Source organism: Pseudomonas sp. LF020 (assembly GCF_053456425.1).
On record NZ_JBRFIX010000002.1, the window covers coordinates 598815 to 611566 of the forward strand.

12 protein-coding genes are annotated in these 12752 nt (G+C 58.4%); 6 read left to right on the forward strand and 6 right to left on the reverse strand.

Annotation, left to right across the window (positions count from 1 at the left end; all coding sequences use genetic code 11):
- The first annotated feature begins 65 nt into the window (after positions 1 to 65).
- Both ACU680_RS06665 and rarD read left to right on the forward strand, forming a co-directional pair.
- Entirely contained in the window at positions 66 to 1079 is a 1014-nt protein-coding gene (locus ACU680_RS06665) for an aldo/keto reductase (protein WP_448179012.1), read from the forward strand.
- A 286-nt stretch (positions 1080 to 1365) separates the two neighbouring features.
- Positions 1366 to 2247, forward strand: coding sequence for an EamA family transporter RarD (gene rarD / locus ACU680_RS06670; RefSeq protein ID WP_448179013.1), 882 nt, complete (start codon positions 1366 to 1368; stop codon positions 2245 to 2247).
- A gap of 122 nt (positions 2248 to 2369) precedes the next feature.
- On the opposite strand, the gene hppD is transcribed toward rarD, so the two are convergent.
- Together hppD and ACU680_RS06680 are read right to left on the reverse strand one after the other, a co-directional pair.
- The gene (hppD, locus tag ACU680_RS06675) at positions 2370 to 3446 is read right to left on the reverse strand and encodes a 4-hydroxyphenylpyruvate dioxygenase (protein WP_007963361.1); all 1077 of its coding nucleotides are present in this window, start codon (positions 3444 to 3446) and stop codon (positions 2370 to 2372) included.
- 245 nt (positions 3447 to 3691) lie between these two features.
- Complete coding sequence (locus tag ACU680_RS06680; RefSeq protein ID WP_448179014.1) at positions 3692 to 4639, reverse strand: DMT family transporter; 948 nt, start codon at positions 4637 to 4639, stop codon at positions 3692 to 3694.
- A gap of 78 nt (positions 4640 to 4717) precedes the next feature.
- Between ACU680_RS06680 and ACU680_RS06685 the strand changes: the two genes are divergently transcribed.
- From ACU680_RS06685 to ACU680_RS06695, 3 genes are all read left to right on the forward strand, one after another.
- A complete protein-coding gene (locus ACU680_RS06685) occupies positions 4718 to 5590 on the forward strand; it encodes a LysR family transcriptional regulator (RefSeq protein ID WP_448179015.1) in 873 nt (290 codons plus the stop codon).
- A 115-nt stretch (positions 5591 to 5705) separates the two neighbouring features.
- Positions 5706 to 7241 carry an EAL domain-containing protein gene (locus tag ACU680_RS06690; RefSeq protein ID WP_448179016.1) on the forward strand — a complete coding sequence of 512 codons (1536 nt, stop codon included), beginning with the start codon at positions 5706 to 5708 and terminating at the stop codon, positions 7239 to 7241.
- 234 nt (positions 7242 to 7475) lie between these two features.
- Positions 7476 to 7841 (forward strand): histone-like nucleoid-structuring protein, MvaT/MvaU family, encoded by a 366-nt coding sequence (locus ACU680_RS06695; RefSeq protein ID WP_007963346.1) that lies wholly within the window; start codon positions 7476 to 7478, stop codon positions 7839 to 7841.
- Positions 7842 to 8059: 218 nt separating this feature from the next.
- Here ACU680_RS06695 and ACU680_RS06700 read toward each other — a convergent pair whose 3' ends face one another.
- Positions 8060 to 8578, reverse strand: a complete 519-nt coding sequence (locus ACU680_RS06700) for a DUF4946 domain-containing protein (RefSeq protein ID WP_448179135.1) — start codon at positions 8576 to 8578, stop codon at positions 8060 to 8062.
- 139 nt (positions 8579 to 8717) lie between these two features.
- Here ACU680_RS06700 and gloA point away from each other — a divergent pair, with 139 nt between their 5' ends.
- Positions 8718 to 9239, forward strand: coding sequence for a lactoylglutathione lyase (gene gloA / locus ACU680_RS06705; RefSeq protein WP_448179017.1), 522 nt, complete (start codon positions 8718 to 8720; stop codon positions 9237 to 9239).
- Between the two features lie 175 nt (positions 9240 to 9414).
- Here the strand turns inward: gloA and ahpF are convergent, their stop codons facing one another.
- From ahpF to ACU680_RS06720, 3 genes are all read right to left on the reverse strand, one after another.
- Positions 9415 to 10977 (reverse strand): alkyl hydroperoxide reductase subunit F, encoded by a 1563-nt coding sequence (ahpF, locus tag ACU680_RS06710; RefSeq protein ID WP_448179018.1) that lies wholly within the window; start codon positions 10975 to 10977, stop codon positions 9415 to 9417.
- A 132-nt stretch (positions 10978 to 11109) separates the two neighbouring features.
- Complete coding sequence (gene ahpC, locus ACU680_RS06715; RefSeq protein WP_003224621.1) at positions 11110 to 11673, reverse strand: alkyl hydroperoxide reductase subunit C; 564 nt, start codon at positions 11671 to 11673, stop codon at positions 11110 to 11112.
- Between the two features lie 136 nt (positions 11674 to 11809).
- Positions 11810 to 12748 carry a site-specific integrase gene (locus tag ACU680_RS06720; protein ID WP_448179019.1) on the reverse strand — a complete coding sequence of 313 codons (939 nt, stop codon included), beginning with the start codon at positions 12746 to 12748 and terminating at the stop codon, positions 11810 to 11812.
- Positions 12749 to 12752 lie beyond the last annotated feature (4 nt).

The window sequence follows — 12752 nt, forward strand, 5'->3', positions numbered from 1 at the left end:
CTTTGCCCCGTGGGATGCTTCTGGTATTTGATTGGAGCTTTCCCACCCGATAAAAGGATTTCGGCATGAGCTATCGCACACTGGGGCACTCAGGGTTGCAGGTGTCCACCCTCACCCTCGGCACGATGATGTTTGGCGAGCAGACCAGCGCTGAAGATTCGCTGCGCATCATCGACAAGGCCTGGGATCAGGGCATCAATTTCATCGACACCGCCGACGTCTATACCAACGGCCGCTCAGAAGAAATCGTCGGCGAGGCGATTGCCCGCCATCGGCACGAATGGGTGTTGGCGACCAAGGTCGGGTTCGGCCCGGTGGATGGTGTGCCGAACCGCAGCGGCTTGAGCCGCAAGCACATCTTCAATGGTCTGGAGGCCAGCCTGACGCGCCTCGGCACGGACTATCTCGACATCTATTACCTGCACCGCGAAGACCACAACACGCCGCTGGAAGTCAGCGTATCGGCAATTGGTGACCTGATTCGCCAGGGCAAGATTCGTTACTGGGGCTTGTCGAATTATCGAGGCTGGCGCATTGCCGAGGCGATCCGTATCGCCGACAACCTCGGCGTTGATCGCCCGGTCATCAGCCAGCCGCTGTACAACATCGTCAACCGTCAGGCCGAGACCGAACAGATCAGCGCCGCGCAAACCTATGGCCTCGGCGTGGTGCCTTACAGTCCGCTGGCTCGCGGCGTGCTCAGCGGCAAATACGCGCCCGACGTAACCCCGGACGCCAATAGCCGCGCCGGGCGTCAGGACAAGCGCATTCTGGAAACCGAATGGCGGGTGGAATCGCTGCGCATCGCCCAGCAGATTCAGCAGTACACGCAAGGCCGTGGGGTCGGGATTGTCGAATTCGCGATTGCCTGGGTGCTGAACAACAGCGCGGTGACTTCGGCGATTGTCGGACCGCGCACCGAACAGCAGTGGGATGCCTACACCAAGGCGCAGGCGGTGCAGATCACGGCAGAGGATGAAGCGTTTATCGACTCGCTGGTAACACCGGGGCACGCGTCGACGCCGGGGTTCAACGATGTGAGCCATTTTGTGTCGGGCCGTAGACCGCGTTCGGCGTGAGATCGCTGCCCTCACCCTAGCCCTCTCCCGGGGGAGAGGGAACCGATCGGGGAATATTGAAGCTACGCTTTTGCCTGAAGCTATTGTGTTGAATCCATAATCGACTCGGACTTTCACATCGCTGAATGTCGCGAGACCCTGCGGTCAGTCCCCTCTCCCTCTGGGAGAGGGTTAGGGTGAGGGGCTTTTGGGTTCATGTAGGAAATATTGGCCACCCCGACCAATATTCAGCACAAAAACCACGTATCCTGCGCGCCCTGTTTGATCACCCATCCGCGAGGACAGTTTGTCTAAAGGTATCGCTCTATCGGTTTCAGCCTCGGTGCTGTTTGCCGTCATGTATTACTACACTTCGCTGCTCACCCCATTGAACGGCGTGGAAATCTTTGGCTGGCGGATGCTGCTGACCGTGCCGTGCATGACCGTGTTCATGCTGGTGTCGGGGGAATGGCGGCGGGTGCTGGAACTGTTGCGCAAGGTGGCGGGCTATCCAAAGCTGATCGGCGGTCTGATCGTTTCGTCGGGCTTGCTCGGCGTGCAGTTGTGGTTGTTCATGTGGGCGCCGCTCAACGGCTACAGCCTCGACGTGTCGCTGGGTTATTTCCTGTTGCCGCTGGCGATGGTGTTGACCGGGCGCATCGTGTACGGCGACAGCCTGTCATACCTGCAGAAAATTGCGGTGTTCTTTGCCATTCTCGGCGTGGCCAACGAGCTGTATCAGGTCGGCGGATTCTCCTGGGCGACGCTGGTGGTCGTGGTCGGTTACCCGCTGTATTTCGTCCTGCGCAAACGCCTGAAGACCGACCACCTCGGTGGTCTGTGGGTCGACATGACCTTGATGCTGCCGGTGGCCTACTGGTTCGTGCGCGGCGGAGAGCAAGGCTTTGCCGTGTTTGATCAATACCCGGGGCTGCTGTGGCTGATTCCGCTGCTCGGGCTGATCAGTGCTTCGGCGCTGGTGGTGTACATCATTGCCAGCCGCTTGTTGCCGTTCAGTCTGTTTGGCTTGCTCAGCTATGTGGAGCCGGTGTTGCTGCTCGGCGTGGCGCTGTTGCTTGGCGAAAGCATCAAGGCGGGTGAGTGGCTGACGTACATTCCGATCTGGCTGGCGGTGGTGGTGTTGGTGTTTGAAGGATTCAAGCACTTGATGCGGCAGCGCCGCTCTTAAAAGCAAAAGATCGCAGCCTGCGGCAGCTCCTACAGGAAAACTCATTCCAATTGTAGGAGCTGCCGCAGGCTGCGATCTTTTGATCTTGAAAAAGCCTGGCATACGCCAGGCTTTTTCATGGCTTACTCGGTGGTCAGCACACCACGACGCACCTGATCACGCTCGATCGATTCGAACAGTGCCTTGAAGTTACCCTCGCCGAAACCATCATCGCCTTTGCGCTGGATGAATTCGAAGAACACCGGGCCCATCAGGGTTTCCGAGAAGATCTGCAGCAGCAGGCGCTTGTCGTCCGGGTTCGACGAGCCGTCGAGCAGGATGCCGCGCGATTGCAGCTGATCCACCGGTTCGCCGTGGTTCGGCAGGCGGCCTTCGAGCATTTCGTAGTAGGTGTCCGGCGGTGCGGTCATGAAGCGCATGCCGATCTTCTTCAACTGATCCCAGGTCTTGACCAGGTCGTCAGTGAGGAACGCCACGTGCTGGATGCCCTCGCCGTTGAACTGCATCAGGAACTCTTCGATCTGCCCGGCGCCCTTGGACGACTCTTCGTTCAGCGGGATGCGGATCATGCCGTCCGGAGCGGTCATCGCTTTCGAGGTCAGGCCGGTGTATTCGCCCTTGATGTCGAAGTAGCGGATCTCGCGGAAGTTGAACAGCTTCTCGTAGAAGTTGGCCCAGTAAGCCATGCGGCCACGGTACACGTTGTGGGTCAGGTGATCGATGATCTTCAGGCCGGCACCGACCGGGTTGCGGTCAACGCCCTCGATGAACACGAAGTCGATGTCGTAGATCGAGCTGCCTTCGCCAAAGCGGTCGATCAGGTACAGCGGCGCACCGCCGATGCCTTTGATCGCTGGCAGGTTCAGCTCCATCGGACCGGTTTCGATGTGGATCGGCTGGGCGCCGAGTTCCAGGGCGCGGTTGTAGGCTTTCTGCGAATCCTTGACGCGGAACGCCATGCCGCACACCGATGGGCCATGTTCGGCGGCGAAGTACGAGGCGACGCTGTGCGGTTCGTTATTGAGGATCAGGTTGATCGCGCCCTGACGGTACAGGTGTACGTTCTTGGAGCGGTGGGTCGCGACTTTGGTGAAGCCCATGATCTCGAAGATCGGCTCCAGGGTGCCAGGAGTCGGCGATGCGAACTCGATGAATTCAAAGCCCATCAGGCCCATTGGGTTTTCGTATAGATCGGTCATGGTGACGCCTCATCATTCTTATCAATTAACCAGAGTTATTTGTCAGTAATGCTGAGACCGACGGGAGGTGCGCAGGAGATGCCTCGCACACTGCGGGCGAGGAAGTCACCGTAGATCAGTTGAAACCCGAATATCTTCATTGTCGACCCAAGGCTCTTGCGGGCGAGGCTTCTGCTGCCAGAAGACGATTATTATTGTATGCGTAACCCGATTCTACACAGCGTAAATAGGGTTGTCTGCCCTCTCTATAAAATCCGCCTTTTTCGCATCGGTGCAAGAGGTTTGTTGCACAGGTAAATCCCCACCAGCACCAATCCGCCGCCCAGGCACATGCTCAACGTCAGTTGCTCGCCGAGCAGCAGTGCGCCGAGCACCACCGCGGTCAGCGGATTCAGGGCAATGAACACGCCGGAGCGGGTTGCGCCGATTTTGCGGATGCCGTCGTAGTAGCCGATGTAGGCCAGCGCCGAGCCGAGTACGCCAAGGTAAATCAGACTCAGCCATTGTGGCGTGCCGAGGTTGATCAGGGCCGCCCCGCTGACCTCGCCACGCAGCATTGCCAGCGTCCACAGCATCCCGCTGCCGATCAACACGGAAAACGTCACGGTCTGCAGCGGGCCAATGGATTGGTTCAGCCCCCGGGAAAACAACGAGTAAATGCCCCAGCTCAACACGCAGCCAAAAATCAACAGATCACCGATCCATGCATCGGGTGTCACGACAAGTAATTGCGGGTTGCGGCTGACAATCACCAGAGCGGCGCCGGCGATGCAGGTCGCGATACCGGCGACTTTCACCCGGCCCAGGTGCTCCTTGAACAGCAGCCACGAGGCCAGACCGATCACGGCCGGGTTCAACGCGACAATCAACGAGGCCCGTGAAGCATTGATGTACTGCAAGCCATAAAAGAAGCACAGGTTGTAGAAGAAGATCCCGAAGAACCCGAGCAAAGTCAGTTGCAGCCATTGCCGGGACGTCGGTCGCGCCAGCGGGATACGCGCTATCCACAGAAACCCGAGCAGCGCCATGCTGGCGAGCAGGAAGCGCAGGCTGGCGGCGAACAGCGGGCTGAGGCTGCCCGCCAGAAAACGCCCGGCGACGAATGTTCCGCCCCAAATCATGGTTACCGCCGCCAGGGTCAGATAAACCGGGCGGTCGGAAGTTGTTGCGTGGATTTGTTCGACGTTGCGCATGACACTCCAGACCAAAGCAGGCAAAGGATGGCGTATCATTCACCTCATTTCCTCTCATCGTAAAATGAGCAAACACTCATGACCCTCACGCAACTGGAGATCTTCTCGCTGGTCGCTGAACTGCGCGGTTTCACCCTCGCCGCCCATCGTCTGAGGATTTCGCAGTCGGCGATATCCCACGCGATGAAGTCGCTGGAGCAGGAGTTGGGCGTGGAGTTGTTGCGGCGGCATCAGTCGCAGGTGGAACTTACCGATATTGGCGAGCAGTTGCTCCAGCGCGCACGGGCCATGCTCGGCCTGGCCAATACCTTGCGCCAGGAAGCAGCCGATGCGCGCGGCATGAAAACCGGCACGTTGCGGATCGGCTCGTTCGGCCCGACGTCATCGATCAAACTGTTACCGAAGATTTTGCAGCGTTATCGCCAAATGCATCCGGGTATTGAAGTGCATATTGATGAGGGGCCGGACCGGCAGGTGCTGCAGTGGCTGGAGGAGCGGCGAATCGACGTCGGTTTTGTGGTGTTGCCCGAGGAACGCTTCGACTCTTTTGCTCTGGTCGAAGACCAGATGGTTGCCCTGCTCCCGCTCGATCACCCACTGGCCGCACGTGCGGCGCTGAGCCTCGAGGATCTGTGTGCCAACCCATTTGTGCTGACCGAGGCCGGATCATCGGAGCTGGTTTCGCGTTTGTTCACCGCCGCGCGCCTGCAACCGAACATTCGCTATCGCTGTTCGCAATTGCTCAGTACGCTGGACGTCGTCAGCCGGGGCGATGCAATCACCGTCGTCGCCGAAGGCTCGTTGCCGGACGATCCTGCCCCGCGTTACGTGAAGAAGCCGCTGTTGCCGGCGGTGCAACGCCTGATCGGCCTGGCTGTCCTCGATCAGCGTCAGGCTTCGCCCGCCACGCGAGCGTTTATCGAACTCGCCACGCAGATCAATCCGCCGTGAGCGGCACAAGCGCCAACGGCCATCTATCATCCCTTCTGACTTCGCTGTTTTTCACCGGCGCGCCGTTGCCAGGCCTGCATTCGAGAGTTCCACCCCATCGCCACAGGATGCGTCTATGCCCTTGACCGTCAGACCCCGCCGCAAACGTAGCGTACGCCTTTGTGTGAGCCTGCTTTGTGGTGTTTTGCCCGTTCTGCTGGGCGGCGGGATTCTGTATCTGCAAGCCGAACGCACCTTGCAACAGAGCACGCAAAATACCGCCGAGGAGGCGCTGCGCCAGTTTGAACTGATGCTCGACAACACCGCCCAGGCCGCCAGTGAATTATTGCCATTGGCCGGTCAACCCTGCGACAGCGTCAAACTGGCGTTGCGTGAGCAGGTGACGCGTCGCCCCTTCGTGCGCTCGACCAATCTGGTGTGGGACAACAACCTCTATTGCAGTTCGCTGTTCGGGGAGTACAAGGAAGCCGTAAACCCGGGCGACTACACCCAGGGCAAACTTTGGTTGATGAATGGCAACCCCGTGACGCCCAACACCGCGCTGCTGGTGTATCGGCTCAGCGAAGGTCGCGGTGGCGCGCTGACCACCCTCGATGGTTATCACCTGAGCAACATCCTGCGCCTGATCGGCCGGCAGACGCTGCTGTTGCTGCAAGTCGGCGACAATTGGCTGTCCGCCGATGGCAAAGTGCATCAGGGCGCCCTGCCGCCGTTGCCGGTGGCGCAGAGTATGCTCGCGTCTTCGCGCTATGCCTTCAGTGTCAGTGCAGGCTTCCCGCAGGGACAAACCTGGCGCTACATGGGCAGCGAATACCCGCCGCTGTTCAGTCTGCTGATATTTTTCGGGGTGATCGCGGGCGCTATCGCCCACGTCCTGCAGCGACGCGCCACCTCCCCCAGCCATGAAATGCTGCGGGCGCTGGAGGCCGGCGAATTCATTCCCTACTTCCAGCCGGTGGTGCATGGCGACAGCCGGAAATGGTCCGGTGCTGAAGTGCTGATGCGCTGGAATCACCCCAGAGAAGGTCTGGTGCGGCCGGACCTGTTCATCCCGTTTGCCGAACATTCGGGCCTGATCGTGCCCATGACCCGCTCCCTGATGCAGCAGACTGCCGCCCTGCTCGGTCCGTTGTCGGCGGACTTCGAAAAACCATTCCACATCGGCATCAACATCACCGCCAGCCACTGCCAGGATCTGCAACTGGTCGAAGACTGTCGCGAGTTTCTCGCTGCATTTGCCCCCGGCAGCATCAACCTGGTGCTGGAGCTGACCGAGCGCGAGCTGATCGAGCCAACCGATGTCACGCACCTGTTGTTCGAGCAGTTGCACACGCTGGGGGTGATGATCGCCATCGACGACTTCGGCACCGGCCATTCAAGCCTGGGTTATCTGCGCAAATTCAACGTCGACTTCCTGAAGATCGACCAGAGTTTCGTCGCGATGATCGGCATTGACGCGCTGTCGCGGCATATTCTGGACACAATTATCGAACTCTCGGCCAAGCTCGATCTGGGTATTGTTGCCGAAGGTGTAGAAACTCCGGCACAGGCTGACTATCTGACCGCACACCACGTCAACTTCCTGCAGGGCTATCTGTTCGGAAAACCCATGCCAGGCGCCGACTTCATCGATGCATTAAGTCACCATTAACTAAAAATAAATTAAGCCGGGTGCTGCCACCCGACGCACCAAATTGATACAAAACACCACTGTTGTTACATGACGACAAGATCAGGATTTACTCTTGGCGCATTAACTACTACAATTTTTTCAGCCTGTGAGAGATTGGCAGGTGAGCCATTATCACCGAGTCGCTTCAAGGCTCTTGGCTTATAGCTTTGTTTGCGGTTGGTATCAGCCAAACACACTATTGGAGTAAAGATATTGTCCAGACTCGCTGAATTTCGTGCAGCTGAAAAGGCCCTTCAGGAACAGCTCAAGCAGTTGGAATCGCTGAAGAACGATGCCGGGCTCAAGAAAGAAATCGAATTCGAAGAAAAGCTCCAGGGGCTGATGAAAACCTACGGCAAAGGCCTGAAAGACATCATCGCCATCCTCGATCCGAACCCGTCCAAGTCCGGCTTGCAAGTGTCCACCGCACCAAAAACCCGCCGTGCGCGCGTGGTCAAGGTTTACCACAACCCGCACACCGGTGAACTGATCGAAACCAAGGGCGGTAACCACCGTGGCCTGAAAGCCTGGAAGGAACAGTACGGTGCTGCCACCGTTGATTCCTGGTTGCGCGGTTAATCTTGCGTCAACAAACAAGCCCTGCATTATGCAGGGCTTTTTTTTCGACAATATCTAACAAAAGCAACGATTTCCCCCACGCTAGTTATCAATCCGCTTTAACACCCACAAGCCGTGAGGCTAAACATTTTGCGCCGGGATGTTGCAGCCGCAACGATCACTAAACTTTGTGCTTAATTCCTTCGGGTATCTAAACCCGTCGCGGTGCAAACAGACGCTTAAAGTTTCAAGCTGTTTCTCACTGCGACTATTTCCTCGGTGCTCGCCTTATAAACCTCGGCCTGACCCGCGTAAGAAAGTACATAGGCCTTATCCGCCGTAGCCGCAGCAACCAATGTTTGCGACAACACATGTCGACCGTTTTCGGTGATCGTACAGGTGGTTTCCAGCGCATCCAAAGAGCCGAGCGTCGTCGGGTGCACCTTGTTGCAAACACTTTGATAGCCGCCCTGGAAGAAGTCTTTCTGAATCGACTTGCGCATCTCCAGCAAAACGCCCGGCACGTTGACCTGATGACCCGCTTCGACCTGGCTCATGGTCAACTCCATCACCATCACCTGATTGCCGTCAGCATCGTTTTTCACGGCGCGCTGGCGCGAAACCTGAGGGGTTTGATCAGGCAGCGCCTCTACTTCCCAGCCTGCAGGCCAGGTGATACTGGGCTGATCCGCCAGCGCCGGAACGGCAAGCAGCGATGAGAAAAGGCAAACGAACAGCGCTTTGAACGGTCGGATCATTACCAGAGGCACTCGCAGATTGAGCAGCAAAGTCTGAGGCCCGGCCGCCCACAGAGCAAGCCGCGCATTCGGTTTGGCGATGCCGCCCCGCATGCGTATCATTGCGCCCATTCACTCGCCCCATTGTTACGGAGGGCCTATGAGCCTGCACGAACTGAACACTTTCCCCGGCGTCACCGCCACTCCAGACAGCGCAACCCGCAACTTCGTCTTCAACCACACCATGCTGCGTGTGAAGGACATCACCAAGTCCCTGGACTTCTACACTCGCGTACTGGGCTTCTCGCTGGTTGAAAAGCGTGATTTCCCGGAAGCCGAATTCAGCCTGTACTTCCTCGCCCTGGTCGACAAGGCGCAGATCCCGGCGGACGCCGCTGCCGGCACCGAGTGGATGAAATCGATTCCCGGCATCCTCGAGCTGACCCACAACCACGGCACCGAAAACGACGCCGATTTTGCCTATCACAACGGCAACACCGACCCACGCGGTTTCGGCCACATCTGCATCTCGGTGCCGGACATCGTTGCCGCGTGCGCACGTTTCGAAGAACTGGGTTGTGATTTCCAGAAGCGCCTGACTGATGGCCGCATGAAAAGTCTGGCGTTCATCAAGGACCCGGATGGCTACTGGGTAGAAATCATTCAGCCTGCGCCACTGTAACTGACTGCAAATTTCTCCTGTAGGAGTGAGCCTGCTCGCGATAGCGGTGTGTCAGGCCATGATGTTTTGAATGTGCAGCCGCCATCGCGAGCAGGCTCACTCCTACAATTGGATTGTGTCAGGCATAAAAAAACCCATGATCACTCATGGGTTTTTTCGTTTCAGCGGCTGACGTTTACGCCGGCGCCGAAGTACGGATCAAGTGATCGAACGCGCTGAGGGAAGCCTTGGCGCCCTCGCCCACCGCAATCACGATCTGCTTGTACGGCACGGTGGTCACGTCGCCGGCCGCGAAGACGCCCGGGATCGACGTCTCGCCACGGTTGTCGACGATGATTTCACCACGCGGCGACAGCTCGATGGTGCCTTTGAGCCAATCGGTGTTGGGCAACAGACCGATCTGCACGAAGATCCCTTCCAGCTCGACAGTGTGCAGCTCGTCAGCCTTGCGATCCTTGTAACGCAGGCCGTTGACCTTCTCGCCGTTGCCAGTGACTTCAGTGGTTTGCGCACTGGTGATCACGGTGACGTTCGGCAGACTGTGCAGTTTGCGTTGCAGTACCGCGTCGGCACGCAGTTGCACGTCGAACTCAAGCAAGGTTACGTGGGACACGATACCGGCCAGGTCGATGGCCGCTTCAACGCCGGAGTTACCGCCGCCAATTACCGCCACACGCTTGCCTTTGAACAGCGGGCCGTCGCAGTGCGGGCAGTACGCCACGCCCTTGTTGCGGTATTCCTGCTCACCCGGCACGTTCATTTCACGCCAGCGTGCGCCTGTCGCCAGGATCACGCTCTTGGCTTTGAGGGTTGCACCACTGGCGAAGTGGACTTCGTGCAACTCGCCGTTCTTGCCGGGAATCAGCTTGTCGGCGCGTTGCAGGTTCATGATATCGACATCGTACTGCTTGACGTGTTCTTCCAGCGCCGTCGCCAGTTTCGGGCCTTCGGTTTCCTGCACGGAAATGAAGTTCTCGATGGCCATGGTGTCGAGCACCTGACCGCCGAAGCGCTCAGCCGCCACACCGGTGCGGATGCCTTTACGCGCTGCATAGATAGCGGCCGAAGCACCGGCCGGGCCACCACCAACTACCAGCACATCAAAAGCTTCTTTCGCGCTGATTTTCTCGGCCTGACGCTCGATGGCGCCGGTGTCGAGTTTGGCCAGGATTTCTTCCAGGCCCATGCGGCCCTGGCCAAAGTTCTCACCGTTGAGGTAGATGCTCGGCACGGCCATGATCTTGCGATCGTTGACTTCGTCCTGGAACAACGCGCCGTCGATGGCGACGTGACGGATGTTCGGGTTCAGCACGGCCATCAGGTTCAGCGCCTGGACCACGTCCGGGCAGTTCTGGCACGACAGCGAGAAGTAGGTTTCGAAGCTGAACTCACCCTTGAGCGAGCGGATCTGCTCGATTACGTCGGCACTGGCTTTCGATGGGTGGCCGCCGACTTGCAGCAAGGCCAATACCAGCGAGGTGAATTCATGGCCCATCGGGATGCCGGCGAAACGCAGACTGATGTCGGCACCGGGGCGATTGATCGAGAACGACGGCTTGCGGGCATCGGTTCCGCTGTCGATCAAAGTAATCTGGCTCGAAAGACTGGCAACGTCTTTGAGCAGGTCAAGCATTTCCCGGGATTTCGCACCGTCGTCGAGGGAAGCAACGATCTCGATCGGCTGGGTAACCCGTTCCAGGTACGATTTCAACTGGGCTTTAAGATTGGCGTCCAACATACGGGCGATCTCCTGTGTCTTTATTCGAGGCGAAAAAAAGCCCGAGCGAATCTCGCCCGGGCTTTTTCAATGGGCGGTGCAGCTTACTGAAGTAGGTGCGGAGTCCCGCCCTGTGTTGCGTGTCTCACAGACTCAGATCTTGCCGACCAGGTCCAGGGACGGAGCCAGAGTGGCCTCGCCTTCTTTCCATTTGGCCGGGCAAACTTCGCCTGGGTGAGCAGCAACGTACTGAGCAGCCTTGATCTTGCGCAGCAGCTCGGAAGCGTCACGGCCAACGCCGCCATCGTTCAGTTCAACGATTTTGATCTGGCCTTCAGGGTTGATCACGAAAGTGCCACGGTCAGCCAGACCAGCTTCTTCGATCAGCACGTCGAAGTTGCGGGAGATGACGTGGGTCGGGTCGCCGATCATGGTGTATTCGATTTTGCCGATGGCTGGCGAAGTGTTGTGCCAGGCAGCGTGGGCAAAGTGGGTGTCGGTCGAAACGCTGTAGATTTCCACGCCCAGTTTCTGGAACGCAGCGTAGTTGTCGGCCAGGTCTTCCAGCTCGGTTGGGCAAACAAAGGTGAAGTCGGCTGGGTAGAAGAACACTACGGACCATTTGCCTTTCAGGTCAGCGTCCGAGACTTGTACGAAGTCGCCGTTTTTGAACGCGGTAGCTTTGAACGGTTTTACTTGGCTGTTGATGATAGGCATTGATGACTCTCCGTCAGGGTTGTGAATTCGATGGGTGAATCCTACCCACTCACTCGACGGATGGCTCATTGGCAAACCTGATGCTGCTGATTTGTTTTCGCTATTAGCAGACAGTATTAATAGAAGAAAACCATATCTACGACGAAGCCGGCTTATCCGTAATCCGCGCCATCCCGTGAAAGGGGCTGGCTTCAACATAGCGCATGGCTGACTTCATATCCTTCCAGCCGACGTAACTCATCAGTGATTTCAGATCCCAACCGCTTTGATGCGCCCACGTGGCGAAGCCGCGGCGCAGGGAATGGCTGGTGTAACGCTCGGCCGGGATGCCGGCGCGCTCCAGCGCCTGACGCAGCAGCGGAATGATGCTGTTGGCGTGCAAGCCCTCCTCGCTCAGGTGCCCCCAACGATCGACAGCCCGAAACACCGGACCACGCACCAGCGCCGCTTCGGTAATCCAGTCGATATACGCCTGCACCGGGCACAGTTTGAGCAGCGCCGGCGCCTGATAGGTCTGCCCGAGGTTGTCGCGGTCGCCCTTGCTGCGCGGCAAATACAGGGTGATGCCGCTGCCGGCGTGGGCTTGCACATGCTCGATCTGTAGACGGCACAACTCATCACTGCGAAAGCCGCGCCAGAAGCCCAGCAGAATCAGCGCCCGATCGCGACAGGCCTTGAGCAACTGCGGACGATCCTGATTCTGCCTGGCGCTACTGGCTTCCTGTTCAAGCCAGTCGACCACTTGCTGCAGATCGTGCAGTTGCAATGGTTCGGCCTGTTTTTCCTGCGCCGGATGCAGTGCGCGAATGCCCTTGAACACTTTGCGCACCACCGGGGCCTTGGTCGGATCGGCAAAACCCTGACTGTTGTGCCATTGCGCCAGCGCTGACAGCCGCAGTTTCAGCGTATTGATCGACAGCACGCCAGCATGCTCGACCAGGTACCGCGCCACGCTGTCGGCGGTCGCCGGCAGGAAGCCGCCCCATTTCACTTCGAAATGTTCGATCGCCGAGCGATAGCTGCGGCGGGTGTTGTCACGGGTGGCGGCTTGCAGATAGCGATCGATCTCGCTCATGGGC

Excerpts from the sequence above, each read along its gene's own strand:
- ACU680_RS06690 (WP_448179016.1), top strand. The coding sequence starts at position 5,706 with ATGCCCTTGACCGTCAGACCCCGCCGCAAACGTAGCGTACGCCTTTGT.
- ACU680_RS06720 (WP_448179019.1), bottom strand. The coding sequence starts at position 12,748 with ATGAGCGAGATCGATCGCTATCTGCAAGCCGCCACCCGTGACAACACC.
- hppD (WP_007963361.1), bottom strand. The coding sequence starts at position 3,446 with ATGACCGATCTATACGAAAACCCAATGGGCCTGATGGGCTTTGAATTC.
- gloA (WP_448179017.1), top strand. The coding sequence starts at position 8,718 with ATGAGCCTGCACGAACTGAACACTTTCCCCGGCGTCACCGCCACTCCA.
- ACU680_RS06700 (WP_448179135.1), bottom strand. The coding sequence starts at position 8,578 with ATGATCCGACCGTTCAAAGCGCTGTTCGTTTGCCTTTTCTCATCGCTG.
- ahpC (WP_003224621.1), bottom strand. The coding sequence starts at position 11,673 with ATGCCTATCATCAACAGCCAAGTAAAACCGTTCAAAGCTACCGCGTTC.
- ACU680_RS06680 (WP_448179014.1), bottom strand. The coding sequence starts at position 4,639 with ATGCGCAACGTCGAACAAATCCACGCAACAACTTCCGACCGCCCGGTT.
- ahpF (WP_448179018.1), bottom strand. The coding sequence starts at position 10,977 with ATGTTGGACGCCAATCTTAAAGCCCAGTTGAAATCGTACCTGGAACGG.
- ACU680_RS06685 (WP_448179015.1), top strand. The coding sequence starts at position 4,718 with ATGACCCTCACGCAACTGGAGATCTTCTCGCTGGTCGCTGAACTGCGC.
- ACU680_RS06665 (WP_448179012.1), top strand. The coding sequence starts at position 66 with ATGAGCTATCGCACACTGGGGCACTCAGGGTTGCAGGTGTCCACCCTC.